This window comes from Adlercreutzia sp. St.1H8, assembly GCF_059728655.1.
Genome location: NZ_AP039376.1, coordinates 1,077,790 through 1,093,080, shown reverse-complemented (window position 1 = coordinate 1,093,080; position 15,291 = coordinate 1,077,790). Strand labels below are relative to the sequence as shown.

The following is a 15,291-nucleotide window of genomic DNA, read 5'->3' as shown; positions in this document are numbered from 1 at the left end:
CTTAGAGCACCCCCTGGGCGTGCAGCCCCACGCGCTCAGAGTCGGAGAGCTCCTTGAAGCGGGTGATGGCGAAGGTCTTGTCGGCCACGCACTCCACGTTGGCGTCGAGCGCGGCGGCCACGCCGAAGGAGAAGTCGAGGATGCGCTTGGCCAGGGCATCGGGCGTGGCGCCCAGGCAGAGCACCGCCACGTCGCCGGCTCTGAGGGCGCGGGCCACCTGCTCGGCCTCGCCGTAGTCGGTCGGACGCAGCACCACCACGGAGCGCTTGGCGCTGTAGCTCGAGCCGGTGGAGCCGGACAGGACGTCGTAGGGGTCGTAGGAGGCACGCGACGAAGACCCCGCCGTCGAGGGGCGCGCGTGGGCGCCGTCGACGCTTGTGCGCGCCGGCTCCTCGGTGGTGGGGGTGAAGAGCGACTCAAGGCCGTCCGAATGGCGACGCGAGGCAGCCGCCGCGGTGGCGGCAGTGCCCTCCGGGGTCATCTCCGGGGGCAGCGACGAGTCGACCATCGTGCGCGTGGAGCGATACGACGAGCCCGCCTGGGAGGGACGCGTCACGTGGCGCGCCGGCAGCGGGTCGCGGCTGAGGCTCGAGGGCACCTGGGTGTTGGCGCGCACGTCGTCGATGGAGACGAGGCGCGGCAGGCTCGAGGACGAGGCGCGCGACGAGGAGCGGCGGGTGGTCACCGAGCCGCCGTAGGAGTCGTAGCGCGACGAGGAGCCGCTCCCCTCGTAGGAGGAGTCGTAGCCGTCATCGCCATAGTCGTCATAGCCGTCGCCGTAGTCGTCGTAATTGTCGTCGTAGTACTCGTCGTAGGCGCCGGCGTCAGCCTTGCCCTTGAAGCCGAGCTTCGACTTGATGTCGCCGAACATGCGCTTTCCGTCTGACAGATCCATCTTGGTGGCCTCCTGGTTTTCGGCCCTCCCCTACGGGGCGGGCGCTCAAGGTCCCTAAATCGGGGGCGCAGCGCGCTCCCTGCCGGCTTCTCGGCCCGATTCGGGCCGGCCCGCTACTCGAATTCCTCGCTGAAGACGGCGCGGCCTATCCGCACCATGGTAGCCCCCGCCGAAACGGCCTCGCGCCAATCCTCGCTCATGCCCATAGAAAGTTCATCGAAGACGGCGGCGTCCGCAGGCGCCAGCGTAGATCGTATCTCGTCGGCCAGCGCCGCCAGCCCCTCGAAGCTGGCCCGGTCGGCGGCCGGGTCTCCCTTGGGCGCCATGGTCATGAGGCCGCGCACCCGCACGTGGGGCAGCGCCGCCAGCTCGCGCACGAACGTCCCCGCCTCCTCGGGCGCCACGCCGCTCTTGGACGCCTCGCCCGAGACGTTCACCTCCACGAGCACGTCCTGCACCTTGCCCAGGCGCTCGGCTGCCTGGTCGATCTTCTGGCCATGGCGCAGCTGGTAGAGCGAGTGGATGAGCGCGGCCGATCCCACGATGTCGGGGATGCGTCGCGACTGGATGTTGCCGATGAAGTGCCAACGCGCCTCGGGGAAGGCGGCGGCCTTGGATACCAGCTGGTCGGGGCGGTTCTCGCCGAAGTCGCAGGCGCCGCCCGCGACTGCCTCGGCCACCTCGTCGGGGCCGACGGTCTTGGACACCGCGATGACGCGCACCTCGTCAGGCTCGCGCCCACACTGCTCGCATACCTCGGCCACCTCGGCGACGACGCGGCGGTAGCGGCTTCTCACGCTCATGGGATCACCCTTCCAATCGGCAGGCCAGCGCGCCGTGGCGCCCGCAGACGCCGCCTGAGGCGCGGTAGGAGAAGTACTCGTCAGGATGGCAGCGCGTGCAGACGCCGGCCTCGCAGACGCGGGCGGGATCGACGCCCGCCGCGGCAAGGTCGGCCGCGAGGGCGCGGGCGAGCGACACGTGAACGCCGTCCTCGGCAACGCAGCCGGTTCCGAAGGCAGCGGCGAAGCGCACGGCCACGTCGTCCCCCACCTCGAAGCAGCACGGGCCGATGTGCGGCCCCACGTAGGCGTTGAGACAGGAGGCGGGGACGCCGGCATCAGCCGCGAGGATGCGGGCCGCCTTCGCGGCGATGCCCGCCACGCAGCCGCGCCAGCCGGCGTGAGCCACGGCGAAGCGGCCGTCAGGTGCCACGAGGACAACCGGCGCGCAGTCGGCGAAGCAGAGCAGGGCCGCCACATTCGGCACGGCCACGACCAGGCCGTCCGCTCCCTCCATTGCCTTAGTGCGCGCCCGGGAGAGCGCAGCGGCGTCAGAGGAGGAGACGGAGACGAGATCGGTTCCATGCACCTGGCTGGGAACGAGGAGCGCTGAGCCCTCCAAGCCGAGGGCCGCCATCAGGACGCGGCGGTTCTCCTCGACGGCAGCGAGGTCATCGCCCACGTGCGAGCCGAGGTTGAGAGCGGCGTACGCGCCTGCGCTCACGCCGCCAGCGCGACCCGTAAAGGCGACGCGCACGCCCGCGGTGCGGGCGAGCGCGTCATCGGTAAGCAGGGGGATGCCGCCGAGCTCGCGCAGGGCGAGGCTCGGCAGGGGAAGCTCCGCCATCAAGGCGAGGCCCCTAGCGCTGGCGCTTCAGGAAGTCGGGGATGTAGTCCTCGTCGGCGAAGCGGCCGTTGCTCGACGATGTGGAGAACGTCACCGGCTGGGGCGTGGGCTGCGGGGCCGGCGCCTCCGTGGAGGCGAACAGGTCCTTCTTGAGCGGAGCGAAGTCCATGGAGGACTGGGCGGCGTTCATCTTGAAGCCCGTGGCGATGACGGTGATGCGGACGGCGTCCTTCATGTCCTCGTCGATGATCTGGCCGTAGATGATGTTGGCGTTCTCGTCGGCGCAGGCCTCCACGGTGCGGGCCGCCTCGGAGACCTCGGTGAGGGTGAGGTCCGGGCCGCCGGCGATGGAGAACAGCACGCGGGACGCGCCCTGGATGGACGCCTCGAGCAGGCTGGAGTTAGTGGCCTGCTGGGCGGCGTCGAGGGCACGGTTCTCGCCCGTGGACAGGCCGATGCCCATCATGGCCGTGCCGGCGTCCTTCATGACGGTGCGGATGTCGGCGAAGTCCAGGTTGATGAGGCCGGGGATGGTGATGAGGTCGGTCACGCCCTGGATGCCCTGGCGCAGGGTGTCGTCGGCGATGCGGAAGGCGTCGAGCATGGAGGTCTTCTTGTCGACGATCTCGAGCAGGCGGTCGTTGGGGATGATGATGAGGGTGTCGACCTTCTGGGAGAGCAGGTCGATGCCCTGCTCGGCCTGGTTGCGACGCAGGCGGCCCTCGAAGGTGAACGGCTTGGTGACGATGCCCACCGTCAGCGCGCCGATCTCCTCGCGGGCGATCTCGGCGATGATGGGAGCCGCGCCGGTGCCGGTGCCGCCGCCCTCGCCGGCCGTGACGAAGACCATGTCGGCCTCGGCCAGGGCCTCGCGGATCTCGTTGCGGCTCTCCTCGGCCGCCTGGCAGCCCACCTCGGGGTTAGCTCCGGCGCCCAGGCCGCGGGTGAGCTCCTCGCCGATGTGGATGGTCTTGTCGGCATCCGAGATGAGAAGCGCCTGGCGATCGGTGTTGACCGCGATGAATTCGACGCCCTTGACGCCCGCCTCGACCATGCGGTTCACGGCATTCGTGCCGCCGCCGCCGACGCCGACGACCTTGATGACCGCCAAGTGATCCGAGCCTATGATGTTTGGCATTGTTTCCTCCACACCTGCTGCGTTAAGTCTGCTGCGTTCACGAAAAGCGCGCGCGAGCGCGCGATACACGCGGAGTAATTGTACACGATGGCCCATGGATTGCAACGAAAAGCAATCGCAAAGGGCCTGATTGGACAATAATTCGACAGATTGCGGAGGCGATCGGGGGACAGCCCTGGGGCGTGCGGAGGGGCACCGCGCTCAGACAGTCCTCGCTTGGCGAAACAGCCCACTAGGCTGTTTCAGCGGCGCCCCCAGGGCGCTTCCTCGCCTTGCTCGGGGCGCTGCGGGAACCGCGCGCAGCCTCTCCGCGCTTGGGCCCCTAGACCGCGCGCCAGGTGGGGCGGTCGACGACGCGGACGTTGATGTAGGCCACCTTGCCCGGGTTCTCCTCCATGATCTTGAGGCAGATGCGCTCCTTCTCGCGGATGTTTTCGGCCGTGCCGAAGGCGATCTCGATGCCGTTGTCGAGCGTGAGCGTGGTGGACTCGGCGTCGGTGGCCGACACCTTCTTCACCTGGTCGGCAAGGTCGGTGGTCATGCCGTCGACGATGGCGAGCGCGTTGTTCACGTTGACGTCGGTGCAGTAGGAGCCGATCTCGGGCACGAGGCCGTAGGGCACGCCGCTGATGCTGAGCACGGCGTCGGCGTCCTCGTAGATCTGCGGGGCGATGGCCTGGCCCAGCTCCGAGTCGCGGTCAGGAATGGGCATGAGCCACATGCCGTCCGAGGCGATGGCCCAAGGCTGGATGGTGGCGGCGTCGTCGGCGGCCACCTCCACCACCGCGGCTATCTCGCGCTCGGTGACGATGATCTGGAGCGTGGAAGGGAACACGCGGTTGACCGTCACGTCCTTCACCCAGGCGTCGCGGTCGATGGACCGCTCGATGGCGCCGGGATCGACGGTGAGCAGGGTGGTGCCCTGCGGAATGGAGGCGAGGGCGGCCATGTCCTGGCTGGTCAGGTGCTCAGCGCCGATGACGTCCACCTTCTCGATGGTGAAGGCCGGCGACAGGTAGAGCGCGCCGGCGCCCACGATGAGCGCGATGACGACGGCCACGGCGACGGCCACGCGCCGAAACGAGCGGCGGGCCGCCTGCTGCATGCGCTGCTGGCGGTCGAGGCGGTCGGCGTCGCCGAGGCGCACCGAGGACACGCCGCGGCCGGCCGGGGCGCGGCCGGGGCGCGCCGTGGGCGCGGGGCGCGGGGCCGGGCGGGAGGCGCGGGGCGCGGGGCCCGAGGCACGACGCGACGGAGCGCCGCCCCGGGAGGCGGGGGCGGGGCGGGACGAGGAGCGCGGCATGGGCACCCGGCGCGGGCCCGCCGCGGGCCTACTCGAACCCGAGGAAGCGGACTTCCGGCGTGAGCTGGATGCCATGGGCCTTCTCCACCCTCTCCTGGATGAGCTCGATGAGGTCGCGCACGTCTCGGGCCGTGGCGTCGCCCGTGTTCACGATGAAGTTGGCATGGGTCGGCGACACCTGGGCGCCGCCGATGCGCTCGCCCTTGAGGCCGAGCCCCTCGATGAGGGCCGCGGCCGAGGCGCCCTCCGGGTTGCGAAAGACGCTGCCGCAGGACGGCTCGTTGAGCGGCTGGCTCTTCTTGCGCTTGGCCAGGTTGGCCTCCATCTTGCCGCGGATGTAGAACGGGTCGGCCTTGGCGGCGGCGAGCTCGCACTCCACCACCACCTCGTCACGCGGCAGCGAGCAGGAGCGATAGCCCCACGCCACCTCGTCGCCAGCGCGGCGCACGAGGCCGCGGCCGGGGGCGAGCGTGGTCACGGACACCACGCGGCTGCCGATCCACTCGTCGCGCGAGCCGGCGTTCATGGCGATGGCGCCGCCCACGGTGCCCGGGGTGCCCACGGCGAACTCGAATCCCGCGAGCGAGCGCTGGAAGGCCTCCTGCACCACGGCCGAGAGCATGACGCCGGCGCCTGCGTAGAAGCGGCCGGCCTCCTCGTCGGCGCGCAGGGTGCGAAAGTCGCGGCCGAGCGAGATGACGACGCCGGGGAAGCCCTCGTCGGCTACGAGCAGGTTGGAGCCGCGACCGGCCACCACCCAGGGAACGCCCTGCTCCTCGCAGACGGCCACGAGGCGCGTGAGCGCGCACAGGGAGCCCACGCGCACGAAGAAGCGCGCGGGGCCGCCGATGCGGTAGGTGGTGTGGCGCGCCATGGACTCGCGGGGGTAGACGTCGCCGTCGAAGGCGTCGTCGACGAGGAGCGCCTGGAGCGGCGTGGCGTGACGGGCGGACATGGCGCGAAGTCCCTAGCGGCGGCGCAGCTCGTCGACGAGCTGGGGGCCGATGGCGGTCACGTCGCCGGCGCCCATGGTGATGACCAGGTCACCCTCGCCCACGGCGTCGAGGAGCGCGGGCACCACGTCCACGCGGCGCGGCACGAAGACCGCCTGCGGGTGGCCCTCGTGCTCGAGCACCACGTTGAGGAACGTCTTGCCGTTGACGCCGGGAACCGGCGCCTCGCCGGCAGGGTACACGTCCATGAACACCACGTTGTCCGCCTCGTCGAAGGCGGCGCCGAACTCGTCTTTGAGCACCTCGGTGAACAGGGGAGCGCGCGAGTAGCGGTGCGGCTGGAACAGGACGTGGACGCGGTTGAAGTCGAGGGCCTTGGCAGCGGCGATGGTGGCGGCTATCTCGGTGGGGTGATGGGCGTAGTCGTCCACCACCGTGACGCCGTCGGCCTCTCCCACCAGGTCGAAGCGGCGGCGCACGCCGGCGAACTCGCCGAGCGCGGCGGCAGCGGCCTCCACGTCGAGCCCGAGGGCGTCGGCGAGCGCGAGCACGCCGGCGGCGTTGGCCACGTTGTGCCTGCCCGGGTTCTGCTTGACCGAGCCCGACACGACGCGCCCGCCGGGCAGCCGGAGGGCGAACGAGGAGCCTACCCCGTGCGGGGCGGCCTTGATGACGCGGGCGTCGCAGCCCTCGCCGAAGCCGTAGGTGATCACGCGGCGGCCCGTCGAGCGCGCCACCTCCACGAGCGCGGCGTCGTCGCCGCAGACCACGGCCACGCCGTCATCGGGAACCGAGGCGATGAAGGCGCGGAAGTTCTCGTAGATGTCGTCGAGGTCGGCGTAGTGGTCGAGGTGATCGGCCTCGATGTTGGTGACGATGACCGCCTGGGGCGCCAGGTAGGTGAAGGACTTGTCGCTCTCGTCGGCCTCCACCACGTACCAGGGCCCGCGCCCTGAGTGGGCGTTGGTGCCGAAGGCGCGCACGATGCCGCCGATGAGGAACGTCGGGTCCTCCCCCATCGCCTCGAGGGTGCTCGCGAGCATGGAGGACGTGGTGGTCTTGCCGTGGGTGCCGGCGACGGCGAGGGTCTTGAGGTCGCGGCCGAGGTGGGCGAGCATCTGGGCGCGGTGCACGATGGGCAGGCCGCGGCGCTGCGCCTCGATGAGCTCGGGGTTGTTCTCCAGGATGGCGGTGGACACCACGACCACCGGGTCGTCCGCGGGGATGTTGGCCGCGTCCTGGCCGATGGACACCGCGATGCCCTGGGAGGCGAGCTGCTTGGTGTAGCGGCTCTCCTTCAGGTCCGAGCCAGTGACGGCGATGCCCTGGTCATGGGCGACGCTCGCGATGCCGCTCATGCCAACGCCGCCGATGCCGATGAAGTGCAGCGACGCGATGTCCCGTGGGTCCATGGATCCCTCTTCCGTAGGTGGTTCCGACAATCGGGCTATTGTACCCCAGCGCCGCGGGAGCCCGCTGCGGCTAACACAACATCTGCCAATTTGGCCGCGGCGTCGGCGGTTCCCTGGGCGCGGGCGGCCTCGGTCATCGAGGCGCGCAGCGCCGCGTCGTCGAGCAGGCGGCGCACCTGGTCGCGGAAGGCCTCGGTGCCCACCTCGGCATCGGGCATCATGAGGGCGCAGCCGGCGTCCACGTAGGCGCGGGCGTTGGTGGTCTGATGATCGGCCGTGGCGTGGGGGAAGGGCACGAGCAGCGCCGGGATGGCGCGGGCGGATATCTCGGCGAGGGAGGTGGCGCCGGCGCGCGAGACGATGACGTCGGCGGCGGCGAGGGTCTCCCCCATGCGATCCTGATAGCCCATCACCTGCCAGCGCTCCTCCTCCGCGGGCGAGAGCGCGAGCGCGTCGCGCACGGCGTCGAGCTCCTTGGGACCGGTGATGTGGACGACGCGCACGTCATCGCGGGCGAGCAGCTCGTCGCGCATCTGGGCGATGGCCTCGTTGAGGTGGCGCGCGCCGAGGCTGCCGCCGAAGACGAGCAGCATGAGGGCGTCATCGGGCACGTCGAGCATGACGCGCCCCTCGGCGCGGCTCGAGGCGATGACCGAGCGGCGCACGGGGTTGCCCGTCACGTGGACGCGGGATGCCTCGACGCCGGCCGGAGCCGACTGCGCGTAGGTGACGCACACGGCGGCCGCGCGCTTGGCCAGGTACTTGTTGGCCATGCCCATGACGGAGTTCTGCTCGTGCACCACCACGGGCACGCCGAGGGACTCGGCCGCGCGCGCCACGGGGATGGACACGTAGCCGCCGAAGCCCACCACCACATCAGGACGCTCGGAGGCGAACCAGCGCTTGGCCTCGCGGGTGGACTTGGCGATCTTGGAGACGCCCTTGACGAGCGAGGCGGGGCGCGCCCGGTCGAAGCCGGCGGCCTCGAAGGCGCGGAAGAGCAGCCCAGCCTGGGGCACGAGGCGGGCCTCCACGCCCTGGGGCGTGCCGGCGAAGACGACGTCGCAGCCGCGATCGGCCAGCACCTCGGCCAGGGCGAGGGCGGGGTTGATGTGGCCGGCGGTCCCGCCGCCGGAGAGGATGACGCGCATGGCCTTACCTCCTTGGAGAGCGCGACGCGGGCCGCGCGAGGTCGAGGGGGGCGCCCGCGGCGCGGCGGTCGGGGCCGCGGCGGCCGGAGCGCTCCGAGGGTCTGCCGGATGAGGGACGCGCCGGGCGCTCGGCCCGCACGATGCGCAAGTCGGCGCGGCGCTGCTCGTAGACGCTCGGCTCGCCCTGGGCCTGGGAGACCGACAGGATGAGCCCCACCATGATCATGGTGGCGATGATCGACGAGCCGCCTGACGAGATGAACGGCAGCGGCTTGCCCGTGGTGGGCAGCACGCCGATGGTGCAGCCGATGTTGAGGAATGCCTGGGCCACGAGCATGATGGTGCAGCCGCCGGCGATCATGCGCCCCAGCTCGTCGGGGCACTGCTGGGCGATGCGCAGGCCCGCCACGAGGAACGCCACGAACAGGCCGATGACGGCGAGCGCCCCCACGAGCCCGAGCTCCTCGCCGATGATGGCGAAGATGAAGTCGCTGTCGGACGCGAAGAGGTAGCCGAACTTCTCGCGCGAGTTGCCGAGCCCCACGCCGAACAGGCCGCCCTCGGCCAGCGCGTAGTAAGACCGGATGATATTGAAGCCGTCGCCGTAGCCGTCCTTGCCATCGTTCCACGGATCGAGGTAGACCAGGCGCCCCGAGCGGTACCCGGTGCCGAACACGGCCACGAGGGCGAACAGGACGCCGACGGCGCCGATGATGGCCATGAGCCGGCCCGGCACGCCGCCCACCCACATGACGGCGTAGATGCCGACGAAGCAGATGAGGGTGGTGCCCAGGTCGGACTGGGTGCGGTAGAGGAAGACGAGCGGGATGATGACGAGCACCACCACCTGCACGATGGCGGCCCGGGGCTCGAAGGCCCCCTGGCGCAGCAGGTAGAGGATGCGCACCGCCATGAGCAGAAGCGCGATCTTGGCGAACTCGGAGGGCTGAATGCCGATGGTCTCGGTGATGCCGAGCCAGCGCCGGGCGCCGTAGAGCTCGGTGCCGACGAGGGCCGTGAGCACGAGCATCGCCACCGCGACGCCCCAGACCACCCAGATGAGCGGGCCGGCCCACAGCCGGTAGGGCAGCGCCTTCCAGAGCACGAGCGCGCACCCGATGCCCACCACCGCGTAAAGGGCTTGGGACTGGACGCTCCTGACCACCGAATGTCCGGCCTTCACATCGGCGATGGAGCCGGCTGAGTACACCATGACCAGGCCGATGAGCAGCAGCGCGAGCACGCAGAGCAGCAGCACCGCGCGCGGGCCCACCACCTCGGCGGGCAGCTCCCTCTTTCGGGCCGCAGCCATCTAGCGAGCCTCCCGGGCCCCTTGGGCGCGCTCGGCCACGAGGGCCTTGAACGCCTCGCCGCGCTCCTCGAAGCAGGAGAACTCGTCGAAGGAGGCGCAGGCCGGCGAGAGCAGCACCACGTCCCCCGGGGCGGCCGCCTCGAGCGCCACGTCGAGGGCCGTCTCGAGGCCGGCCGCCTCGAGCACGGGCACGGACGCGCCGGCGAAGGCGGCCAGGAAGCGCGCGCGGGCCTCGCCGAAGCAGACGACGGCGCTCGCGTGCTCGACGCACGCGGCGACGAGCGGGGCCAGGTCGGTGCCCTTGTCGCGCCCGCCCAGAAGGACGAGGGGGCGCCGGGGCAGGAAGGCGGTGAGCGCCACGAGGGTGGCGTCCACGTTCGTGGCCTTGGAGTCGTTGTAGCACGCGACGCCCGCCACCGAGCCGCAGGGCTCGATGCGGTGCTCGAGGGCTGCGAAGGAGGCCAGGTGCGCAGACACCGCCTCTGCCGGCGCGCCGAGCGCGAGCGCGGCCGCGGCGGCGGCCAGGGCGTTGGCCTGGTTGTGCGCGCCCCGCACCTGGAGCTCATCGGCGCGGCAGAGGCGGTGCTCGACGCCGGCGAGGGCCACGGTGAGCGTGCCGTCATCCGCCACGAAGGCGGCGTTGTCGGACCCGCAGGCCACGCGCATGTCGAAGCCCAGCCCGCGCGCGGTGCCCAGGGGCACGTAGGCGAAGCCGCGCTCGGCGGCGTCCTGGACGCGCAGAGCGCGCACGCGCTCGCGCACCGCGTCGTCCACGGCGTCGAGCACGGCCACGGCGCCGGGCACGCGGCCCAGGTTGGCGAGCACCCTCCACTTGGCGTCGGCGTAGGCCTCAAGGCTGCCGTGCCACGCGAGGTGGTCGGGGGTGATGTTGAGCACCACGGCGACGTTCGGGGCGAAGTCGCGCGTGGAGGCCAGCTGGTAGGAGGAGGTCTCGGCCACGTAGATGTCCGTCGCGCCCGCGGCCACGGCCTCGATGCAGGTGTCGCCGATGTTGCCCACGGCATCTGCGGCCAGGCCGGCCGCACGCAGCAGGTGCGCGATCATCGCCGTGGTGGTGGTCTTGCCGTTGGTGCCGGTGACGGCCACCCAGCGCGCGTCTGCGGCGCTCTCGCGCCAGGCGAACTCCACCTCGCTCACCACCTCGGCGCTCGCAGCCGCGGCGCTTCGGTAGAACGCGGAGCGCTCGGAGATGCCCGGGCTCGCGATGCAGAGGTCATAGGCGCCCTCGATGGCCTCGTGGTCGAACTCCACGCGGGCGCCGTCGGCGCGGGCCGCCTCGGCCCAGGCGAGCGCAGCCTCGCTCGGGACGCCGGCAGCCACGGCCAGCGACTCCACGCGGGTGCCGATGAGCGGCCTCAGGTAGTCGGCGCAGGCGCGCCCGGACTTTCCCAGGCCCAGCACGAGCACGCGCCCGAGGCGCGCGGGCGCGGCCTTGCGGCCAGGCAGCATCTCACAGCGATCACGCAGGTCCACGGCAGCCCCCTAGCCCAGAAGCGAGCCGGCGAAGTAGAGGCTGAAGCCGAGCGCGGCCAAGACGCCGGACACGATCCAGAAGCGCACGACCACCTTCGTCTCCGACCAGCCCTTCTTCTCGAAGTGGTGGTGCAGAGGCGCCATGAGGAAGATGCGCTTCTTCGTCTTCTTGTAGTAGAGCACCTGGATCATGACCGAGAGCGCCTCGGCCACGAACAGGCCGCCGATGATGAGGGACACGAACTCGGTCTTGGTGACCACGGCCAAGCAGCCGAGCGCCATGCCGAGGGCCAGCGAGCCGGTGTCGCCCATGAAGATGTCGGCCGGGTAGGAGTTGAACCAGAGGAAGCCCACGCACGCGCCGGCGAGCGTGGCCGCGAAGATGGCCGAGGGCAGCAGGTCGGAGCGGTAGGCGATGGCGGCCATCACGAGCATGACGATCATGACCGAGCCCGCCGCCAGGCCGTCGAGGCCGTCGGTGAGGTTGACGGCGTTGCACATGCCCACGAGCAGGATGTTCACGAACAGCAGGTAGAGCACGGGAATGGCGATACCGTCCCCGATGGGCAGCACCCAGGTGAGGATGCCCAGGTCGAACGTGTAGACAAACGGGATGGAGACGGTGGGCTCCACGCCGAGCAGGTTGACGGCGAACAGGATGAACGCCGTGGCGATGGCGAACTGGCCGACGAGCTTGGCCTTGGGGGTGAGCCCGAGCGAGCGCTCGTGGGCCACCTTCGAGCCGTCGTCGATGAGGCCGAGCAGGCCCGTGAGCACCGTGGCGCCCAGCAGAAGCCAGATCTCAGGCGTGGGAGCGCCGATGAGCAGGGTGCAGGCGATGACGGCCACGAGCATGATGACGCCGCCCATGGTGGGCGTGCCCTGCTTGACCAGGTGGCTCTGAGGACCGTCAGCGCGCACCTGCTGACCGATGTGGCTGGACTTGAGGAAGCGGATCCACACGGGCATGAGCCCCATGGTGACCACCATGGAGATGACCACGGCGAGGAACACGAGGAACGTGGGGTATGCGGCGAATGTCGAGAACATGGCTTAGCTGACCAACCCTTCGGCGACGCGTTCGAGGCCCATGAAGTGCGATGCCTTGACCAGCACCGCATCCCCCGGCTCCAAGAGCACGTCCAACTCTCCCAGCACGTCGGCCACGGTGGCCGCGCGCGTGATCTTACGTTCGTCCATGCCGGCCGCGACGGCTCCCTCGGCGATGAGCGAGGCCAGCTCGCCCACGCAGATGAGCCCGTCGAGCGGCAGCCCTGCCGCCGCGCGCCCCACCCCGCGGTGGCACTCCGCGGCGAAGTCTCCCAGCTCGCCCATGTCGCCGAGCACCGCGTAGCGGCGGCCGGGGACGACGAGCGAGCAGAACGTGGCCAGGGAGGCGCGCATGGAGTCGGGGTTGGCGTTGTAGGCGTCGTTGACGATGGTGAAGCCGCCCCGGGCGGCGATGACCTCCTGGCGGCCGGCTTCGGGCAGCGACCCCGCCAGGGCGCGCGCCACCTCGTCGGGCGCGAGCCCGAGCGCGAGGCCTACCGCCGCGGCGGCGCAGGCGTTCGCCACGTTGTGCAGCCCGCGCAGGGCGAGCGCGCAGGGCACGGCCACCGGCTGGGGGCCCAGGCCCTCAGCGCGCAGGGTGAAGCGCGGGCGGCCCTCGGCGTCGAGGGCGACGTCCTCGGCCCACACGCGCGCGGAGGCGGCGGCAGGCGCCTCGGGCCGGCCCGCGCCGTCGAAGGCGACGCAGGCGATGTCGCGCTCGGCGAGGCGACCGGCGTCGGCGAGGGCCTCGGCGTAGTCGTCGGCGCCGTTCACGAAGGCGCGGCCGGTGCCGGCGGGCAGGGCCTCGAAGAGCTCGCCTTTGGCCGCGGCGATGGCGTCGCGGCTGCCGAGGAGCTCGATGTGGCTCTCCCCCACGTTGGTGACAAGCCCCCAGTCGGGGCGCACGAAGTCGCACAGCTCGCTGATCTGGCCGGCGCCGCGCATGCCCATCTCCACGACGACGACCTCGGTCTCCGGGTCGGCGGCCAGGATGGTGCGGGGCACGCCCAGCTCGTTGTTCTGGTTGCCCACGGTGGCCACGACGCTGCGGCCGGCGGCCGCCACGTCGCGCACGAGGTTCTTCGTGGTGGTCTTGCCCGTCGAGCCGGTGAGGCCGATGACGCGGCCGCGCAGGTGGCTGCGCCACGCGCGCGCCAGGTCGGTGATGGCCGCGGCGGTGCCGGGCACCTCGATGACGGCGGCGCCCATCTCACGGGCGAGCAGCATCGTGGGCGCGTCGGGCGCCTGCATCACGAGCGCCCCGGCCGCGCCGGCGCGCAGGGCGGCGGCCACGAAGTCATGGCCGTCCGCGCGCTCGCCGGGCAGCGCCACGTAGAGCCAGCCCTCCTGCACCTCGCGCGAGTCCCAGGTGACGCCCGTCATGAGCGAGCGGGAGCCGAGGGGCTCGATGAGGATGGTGCCGCCGGTGCAGGCGGCTACCTGCTTCGCGTTCAGGCGCACGGCGCGTCGCCGCCCTTCGCGCCGAACGCGCGCTCAAGCTCCTCGGCAGCCACGGCGCGATCGTCGAAGGCGAGCACCTCATCGCCCACCAGCTGGTAGTCCTCATGCCCCTTGCCGGCCACGAGCACCGCGTCCCCCGGCTGGGCGAGCGCGATGGCACGCGCGATGGCCGTGCGGCGGTCGGGCACCACCTCGAAGCGGGCGGCGTCGTCCATGCCGGCCACCACGTCGTCGATGATGGCGAGCGGATCCTCGTGGCGTGGGTTGTCGCTCGTCACCACGGCGAAGTCGGCCGCAAGCGCCTTCGCGCCCATGATGGGGCGCTTGGAGGCGTCGCGGTTGCCGCCGCAGCCGAACACGACGAGGGTGCGCCCCTCGCCCACTGCGTCCACCGACGCGATGGCCTTGGCCAGGGCGTCGGGGGTGTGCGCGTAGTCGACGTAGACCGACACGCCGCCGTCGCAGGCGGCGCGGACGCGCTCGAGGCGGCCCGGGGGCGCCGGCACGTCGGCCAGCGCACGCGCGATGTCGTCGGCGGAGATGCCGAGCGAGAGCCCGATGCCGAAGGCGGTCATCACGTTCTCCACGTTGAAGCGGCCCACGAGCGGGCAGGCGAACGTGAGCTCGCGCCCGCGCACGTCGAGGGTGAGCGTGGTCGCGGCCGCGCCGTACTCCACGGACACAGGGTGGATCTGGGCCGCGGCGTCGAAGCCGGTGGTGATGACGGCGTCCCCGCGCTCGGAGCAGCGGCGCAGAAGCTCGCGGCCCCATTTGTCGCCGATGCCGATGACGCGCTTGGCCGGGTAGTCACCCGAGAACAGCAGCGCCTTGGCCTCGAAGTAGGCGTCGAAGGTGTGGTGGTAGTCCAGGTGGTCCTGGGTGAGGTTGGTGAAGGCGGTGACGGCGAACCGGGTGCCCCAGGTGCGCATGAGGTCGAGCGCGTGCGAGCTGACCTCCATGGCCACCGTCTCGCACCCGGCATCGCGCATGCGGGCGAGCAGGGCCTGCAGGTCGGGCGACTCCGGCGTGGTGTGCTCGGCCTTCTCGCGCACGTCCCCGATGACGTTGCCCACCGTGCCGATGATGCCGGTCTTGCGGCCGGCCACGCGCGCGATGTGCTCCACGAGGTAGGTGGTGGTGGTCTTGCCGTTGGTGCCGGTCACGCCGGCCAGCTGGAAGGACGCGGAAGGGTGGTCGTAGAAGCGGACCGCCGCCTCGGCCATGGCCTTGCGGCTGTCCGGGACGATGACCTCGGTGACATCGGTGGCGTCGGCCAGGTAGACCTTGCGCTCGGCTACGAGCACCCGCGCGCCGCGGTCGATGGCGTCCTGGGCGAAGGTGTGCCCATCGGTGGTGAGGCCCACGATGCAGAAGAAGGCGTCCCCGGGGCGGACGCGGTCGCTGCGGTAGGCCAGCCCCTCCACCTCCACGGCCGGGTCTCCTATGACGGTGCAGTCAGCACCGGAGAAGAGCTCTGAACAAGGCTTGCCCAT

General features: G+C 71.3%; 13 protein-coding genes. All 13 read right to left on the bottom strand.

Annotation, left to right across the window (positions count from 1 at the left end; genetic code table 11):
* Position 1 precedes the first annotated feature (1 nt).
* The gene (locus AC6I0Y_RS04075; RefSeq protein WP_497733251.1) at positions 2 to 895 is read right to left on the bottom strand and encodes a cell division protein SepF; all 894 of its coding nucleotides are present in this window, start codon (positions 893 to 895) and stop codon (positions 2 to 4) included.
* Positions 896 to 1,008: 113 nt separating this feature from the next.
* Positions 1,009 to 1,698, bottom strand: coding sequence for a YggS family pyridoxal phosphate-dependent enzyme (locus tag AC6I0Y_RS04070; RefSeq protein WP_497733250.1), 690 nt, complete (start codon positions 1,696 to 1,698; stop codon positions 1,009 to 1,011).
* 4 nt (positions 1,699 to 1,702) lie between these two features.
* Complete coding sequence (locus AC6I0Y_RS04065; RefSeq protein WP_497733248.1) at positions 1,703 to 2,524, bottom strand: purine nucleoside phosphorylase YfiH/LACC1 family protein; 822 nt, start codon at positions 2,522 to 2,524, stop codon at positions 1,703 to 1,705.
* Between the two features lie 13 nt (positions 2,525 to 2,537).
* Complete coding sequence (gene ftsZ, locus AC6I0Y_RS04060; RefSeq protein ID WP_160709974.1) at positions 2,538 to 3,662, bottom strand: cell division protein FtsZ; 1,125 nt, start codon at positions 3,660 to 3,662, stop codon at positions 2,538 to 2,540.
* A 322-nt stretch (positions 3,663 to 3,984) separates the two neighbouring features.
* Positions 3,985 to 4,818, bottom strand: a complete 834-nt coding sequence (locus AC6I0Y_RS04055; protein ID WP_497733247.1) for a cell division protein FtsQ/DivIB — start codon at positions 4,816 to 4,818, stop codon at positions 3,985 to 3,987.
* 175 nt (positions 4,819 to 4,993) lie between these two features.
* Positions 4,994 to 5,920 carry a UDP-N-acetylmuramate dehydrogenase gene (gene murB, locus AC6I0Y_RS04050; RefSeq protein WP_497733246.1) on the bottom strand — a complete coding sequence of 309 codons (927 nt, stop codon included), beginning with the start codon at positions 5,918 to 5,920 and terminating at the stop codon, positions 4,994 to 4,996.
* Between the two features lie 12 nt (positions 5,921 to 5,932).
* The gene (gene murC / locus AC6I0Y_RS04045) at positions 5,933 to 7,330 is read right to left on the bottom strand and encodes a UDP-N-acetylmuramate--L-alanine ligase (protein ID WP_497733245.1); all 1,398 of its coding nucleotides are present in this window, start codon (positions 7,328 to 7,330) and stop codon (positions 5,933 to 5,935) included.
* Positions 7,331 to 7,365: 35 nt separating this feature from the next.
* On the bottom strand, positions 7,366 to 8,481 hold the full coding sequence (gene murG, locus AC6I0Y_RS04040) for an undecaprenyldiphospho-muramoylpentapeptide beta-N-acetylglucosaminyltransferase (protein ID WP_497733244.1): 1,116 nt from the start codon (positions 8,479 to 8,481) through the stop codon (positions 7,366 to 7,368).
* A gap of 4 nt (positions 8,482 to 8,485) precedes the next feature.
* Complete coding sequence (locus tag AC6I0Y_RS04035) at positions 8,486 to 9,793, bottom strand: FtsW/RodA/SpoVE family cell cycle protein (RefSeq protein ID WP_497733243.1); 1,308 nt, start codon at positions 9,791 to 9,793, stop codon at positions 8,486 to 8,488.
* Positions 9,794 to 11,287 (bottom strand): UDP-N-acetylmuramoyl-L-alanine--D-glutamate ligase, encoded by a 1,494-nt coding sequence (gene murD, locus AC6I0Y_RS04030; RefSeq protein ID WP_497733242.1) that lies wholly within the window; start codon positions 11,285 to 11,287, stop codon positions 9,794 to 9,796. It abuts the gene before it with no gap.
* A gap of 9 nt (positions 11,288 to 11,296) precedes the next feature.
* Positions 11,297 to 12,337 (bottom strand): phospho-N-acetylmuramoyl-pentapeptide-transferase, encoded by a 1,041-nt coding sequence (gene mraY, locus AC6I0Y_RS04025; protein WP_497733240.1) that lies wholly within the window; start codon positions 12,335 to 12,337, stop codon positions 11,297 to 11,299.
* Between the two features lie 3 nt (positions 12,338 to 12,340).
* Positions 12,341 to 13,798: a UDP-N-acetylmuramoyl-tripeptide--D-alanyl-D-alanine ligase gene (locus tag AC6I0Y_RS04020; protein ID WP_497733239.1), complete on the bottom strand. Its 1,458-nt coding sequence runs from the start codon at positions 13,796 to 13,798 to the stop codon at positions 12,341 to 12,343.
* On the bottom strand, positions 13,789 to 15,291 hold the full coding sequence (locus AC6I0Y_RS04015; RefSeq protein ID WP_497733238.1) for a UDP-N-acetylmuramoyl-L-alanyl-D-glutamate--2,6-diaminopimelate ligase: 1,503 nt from the start codon (positions 15,289 to 15,291) through the stop codon (positions 13,789 to 13,791). Before AC6I0Y_RS04015 ends, AC6I0Y_RS04020 begins: the two co-directional genes overlap by 10 nt.

Bases quoted from the DNA above. Each gene is read 5' to 3' on its own strand.
- AC6I0Y_RS04075 (WP_497733251.1), bottom strand. From the start codon at position 895: ATGGATCTGTCAGACGGAAAGCGCATGTTCGGCGACATCAAGTCGAAG.
- AC6I0Y_RS04070 (WP_497733250.1), bottom strand. From the start codon at position 1,698: ATGAGCGTGAGAAGCCGCTACCGCCGCGTCGTCGCCGAGGTGGCCGAG.
- AC6I0Y_RS04065 (WP_497733248.1), bottom strand. From the start codon at position 2,524: ATGGCGGAGCTTCCCCTGCCGAGCCTCGCCCTGCGCGAGCTCGGCGGC.
- ftsZ (WP_160709974.1), bottom strand. From the start codon at position 3,662: ATGCCAAACATCATAGGCTCGGATCACTTGGCGGTCATCAAGGTCGTC.
- murB (WP_497733246.1), bottom strand. From the start codon at position 5,920: ATGTCCGCCCGTCACGCCACGCCGCTCCAGGCGCTCCTCGTCGACGAC.
- murC (WP_497733245.1), bottom strand. From the start codon at position 7,330: ATGGACCCACGGGACATCGCGTCGCTGCACTTCATCGGCATCGGCGGC.
- murG (WP_497733244.1), bottom strand. From the start codon at position 8,481: ATGCGCGTCATCCTCTCCGGCGGCGGGACCGCCGGCCACATCAACCCC.
- AC6I0Y_RS04035 (WP_497733243.1), bottom strand. From the start codon at position 9,793: ATGGCTGCGGCCCGAAAGAGGGAGCTGCCCGCCGAGGTGGTGGGCCCG.
- mraY (WP_497733240.1), bottom strand. From the start codon at position 12,337: ATGTTCTCGACATTCGCCGCATACCCCACGTTCCTCGTGTTCCTCGCC.
- AC6I0Y_RS04015 (WP_497733238.1), bottom strand. From the start codon at position 15,291: ATGGGCAAGCCTTGTTCAGAGCTCTTCTCCGGTGCTGACTGCACCGTC.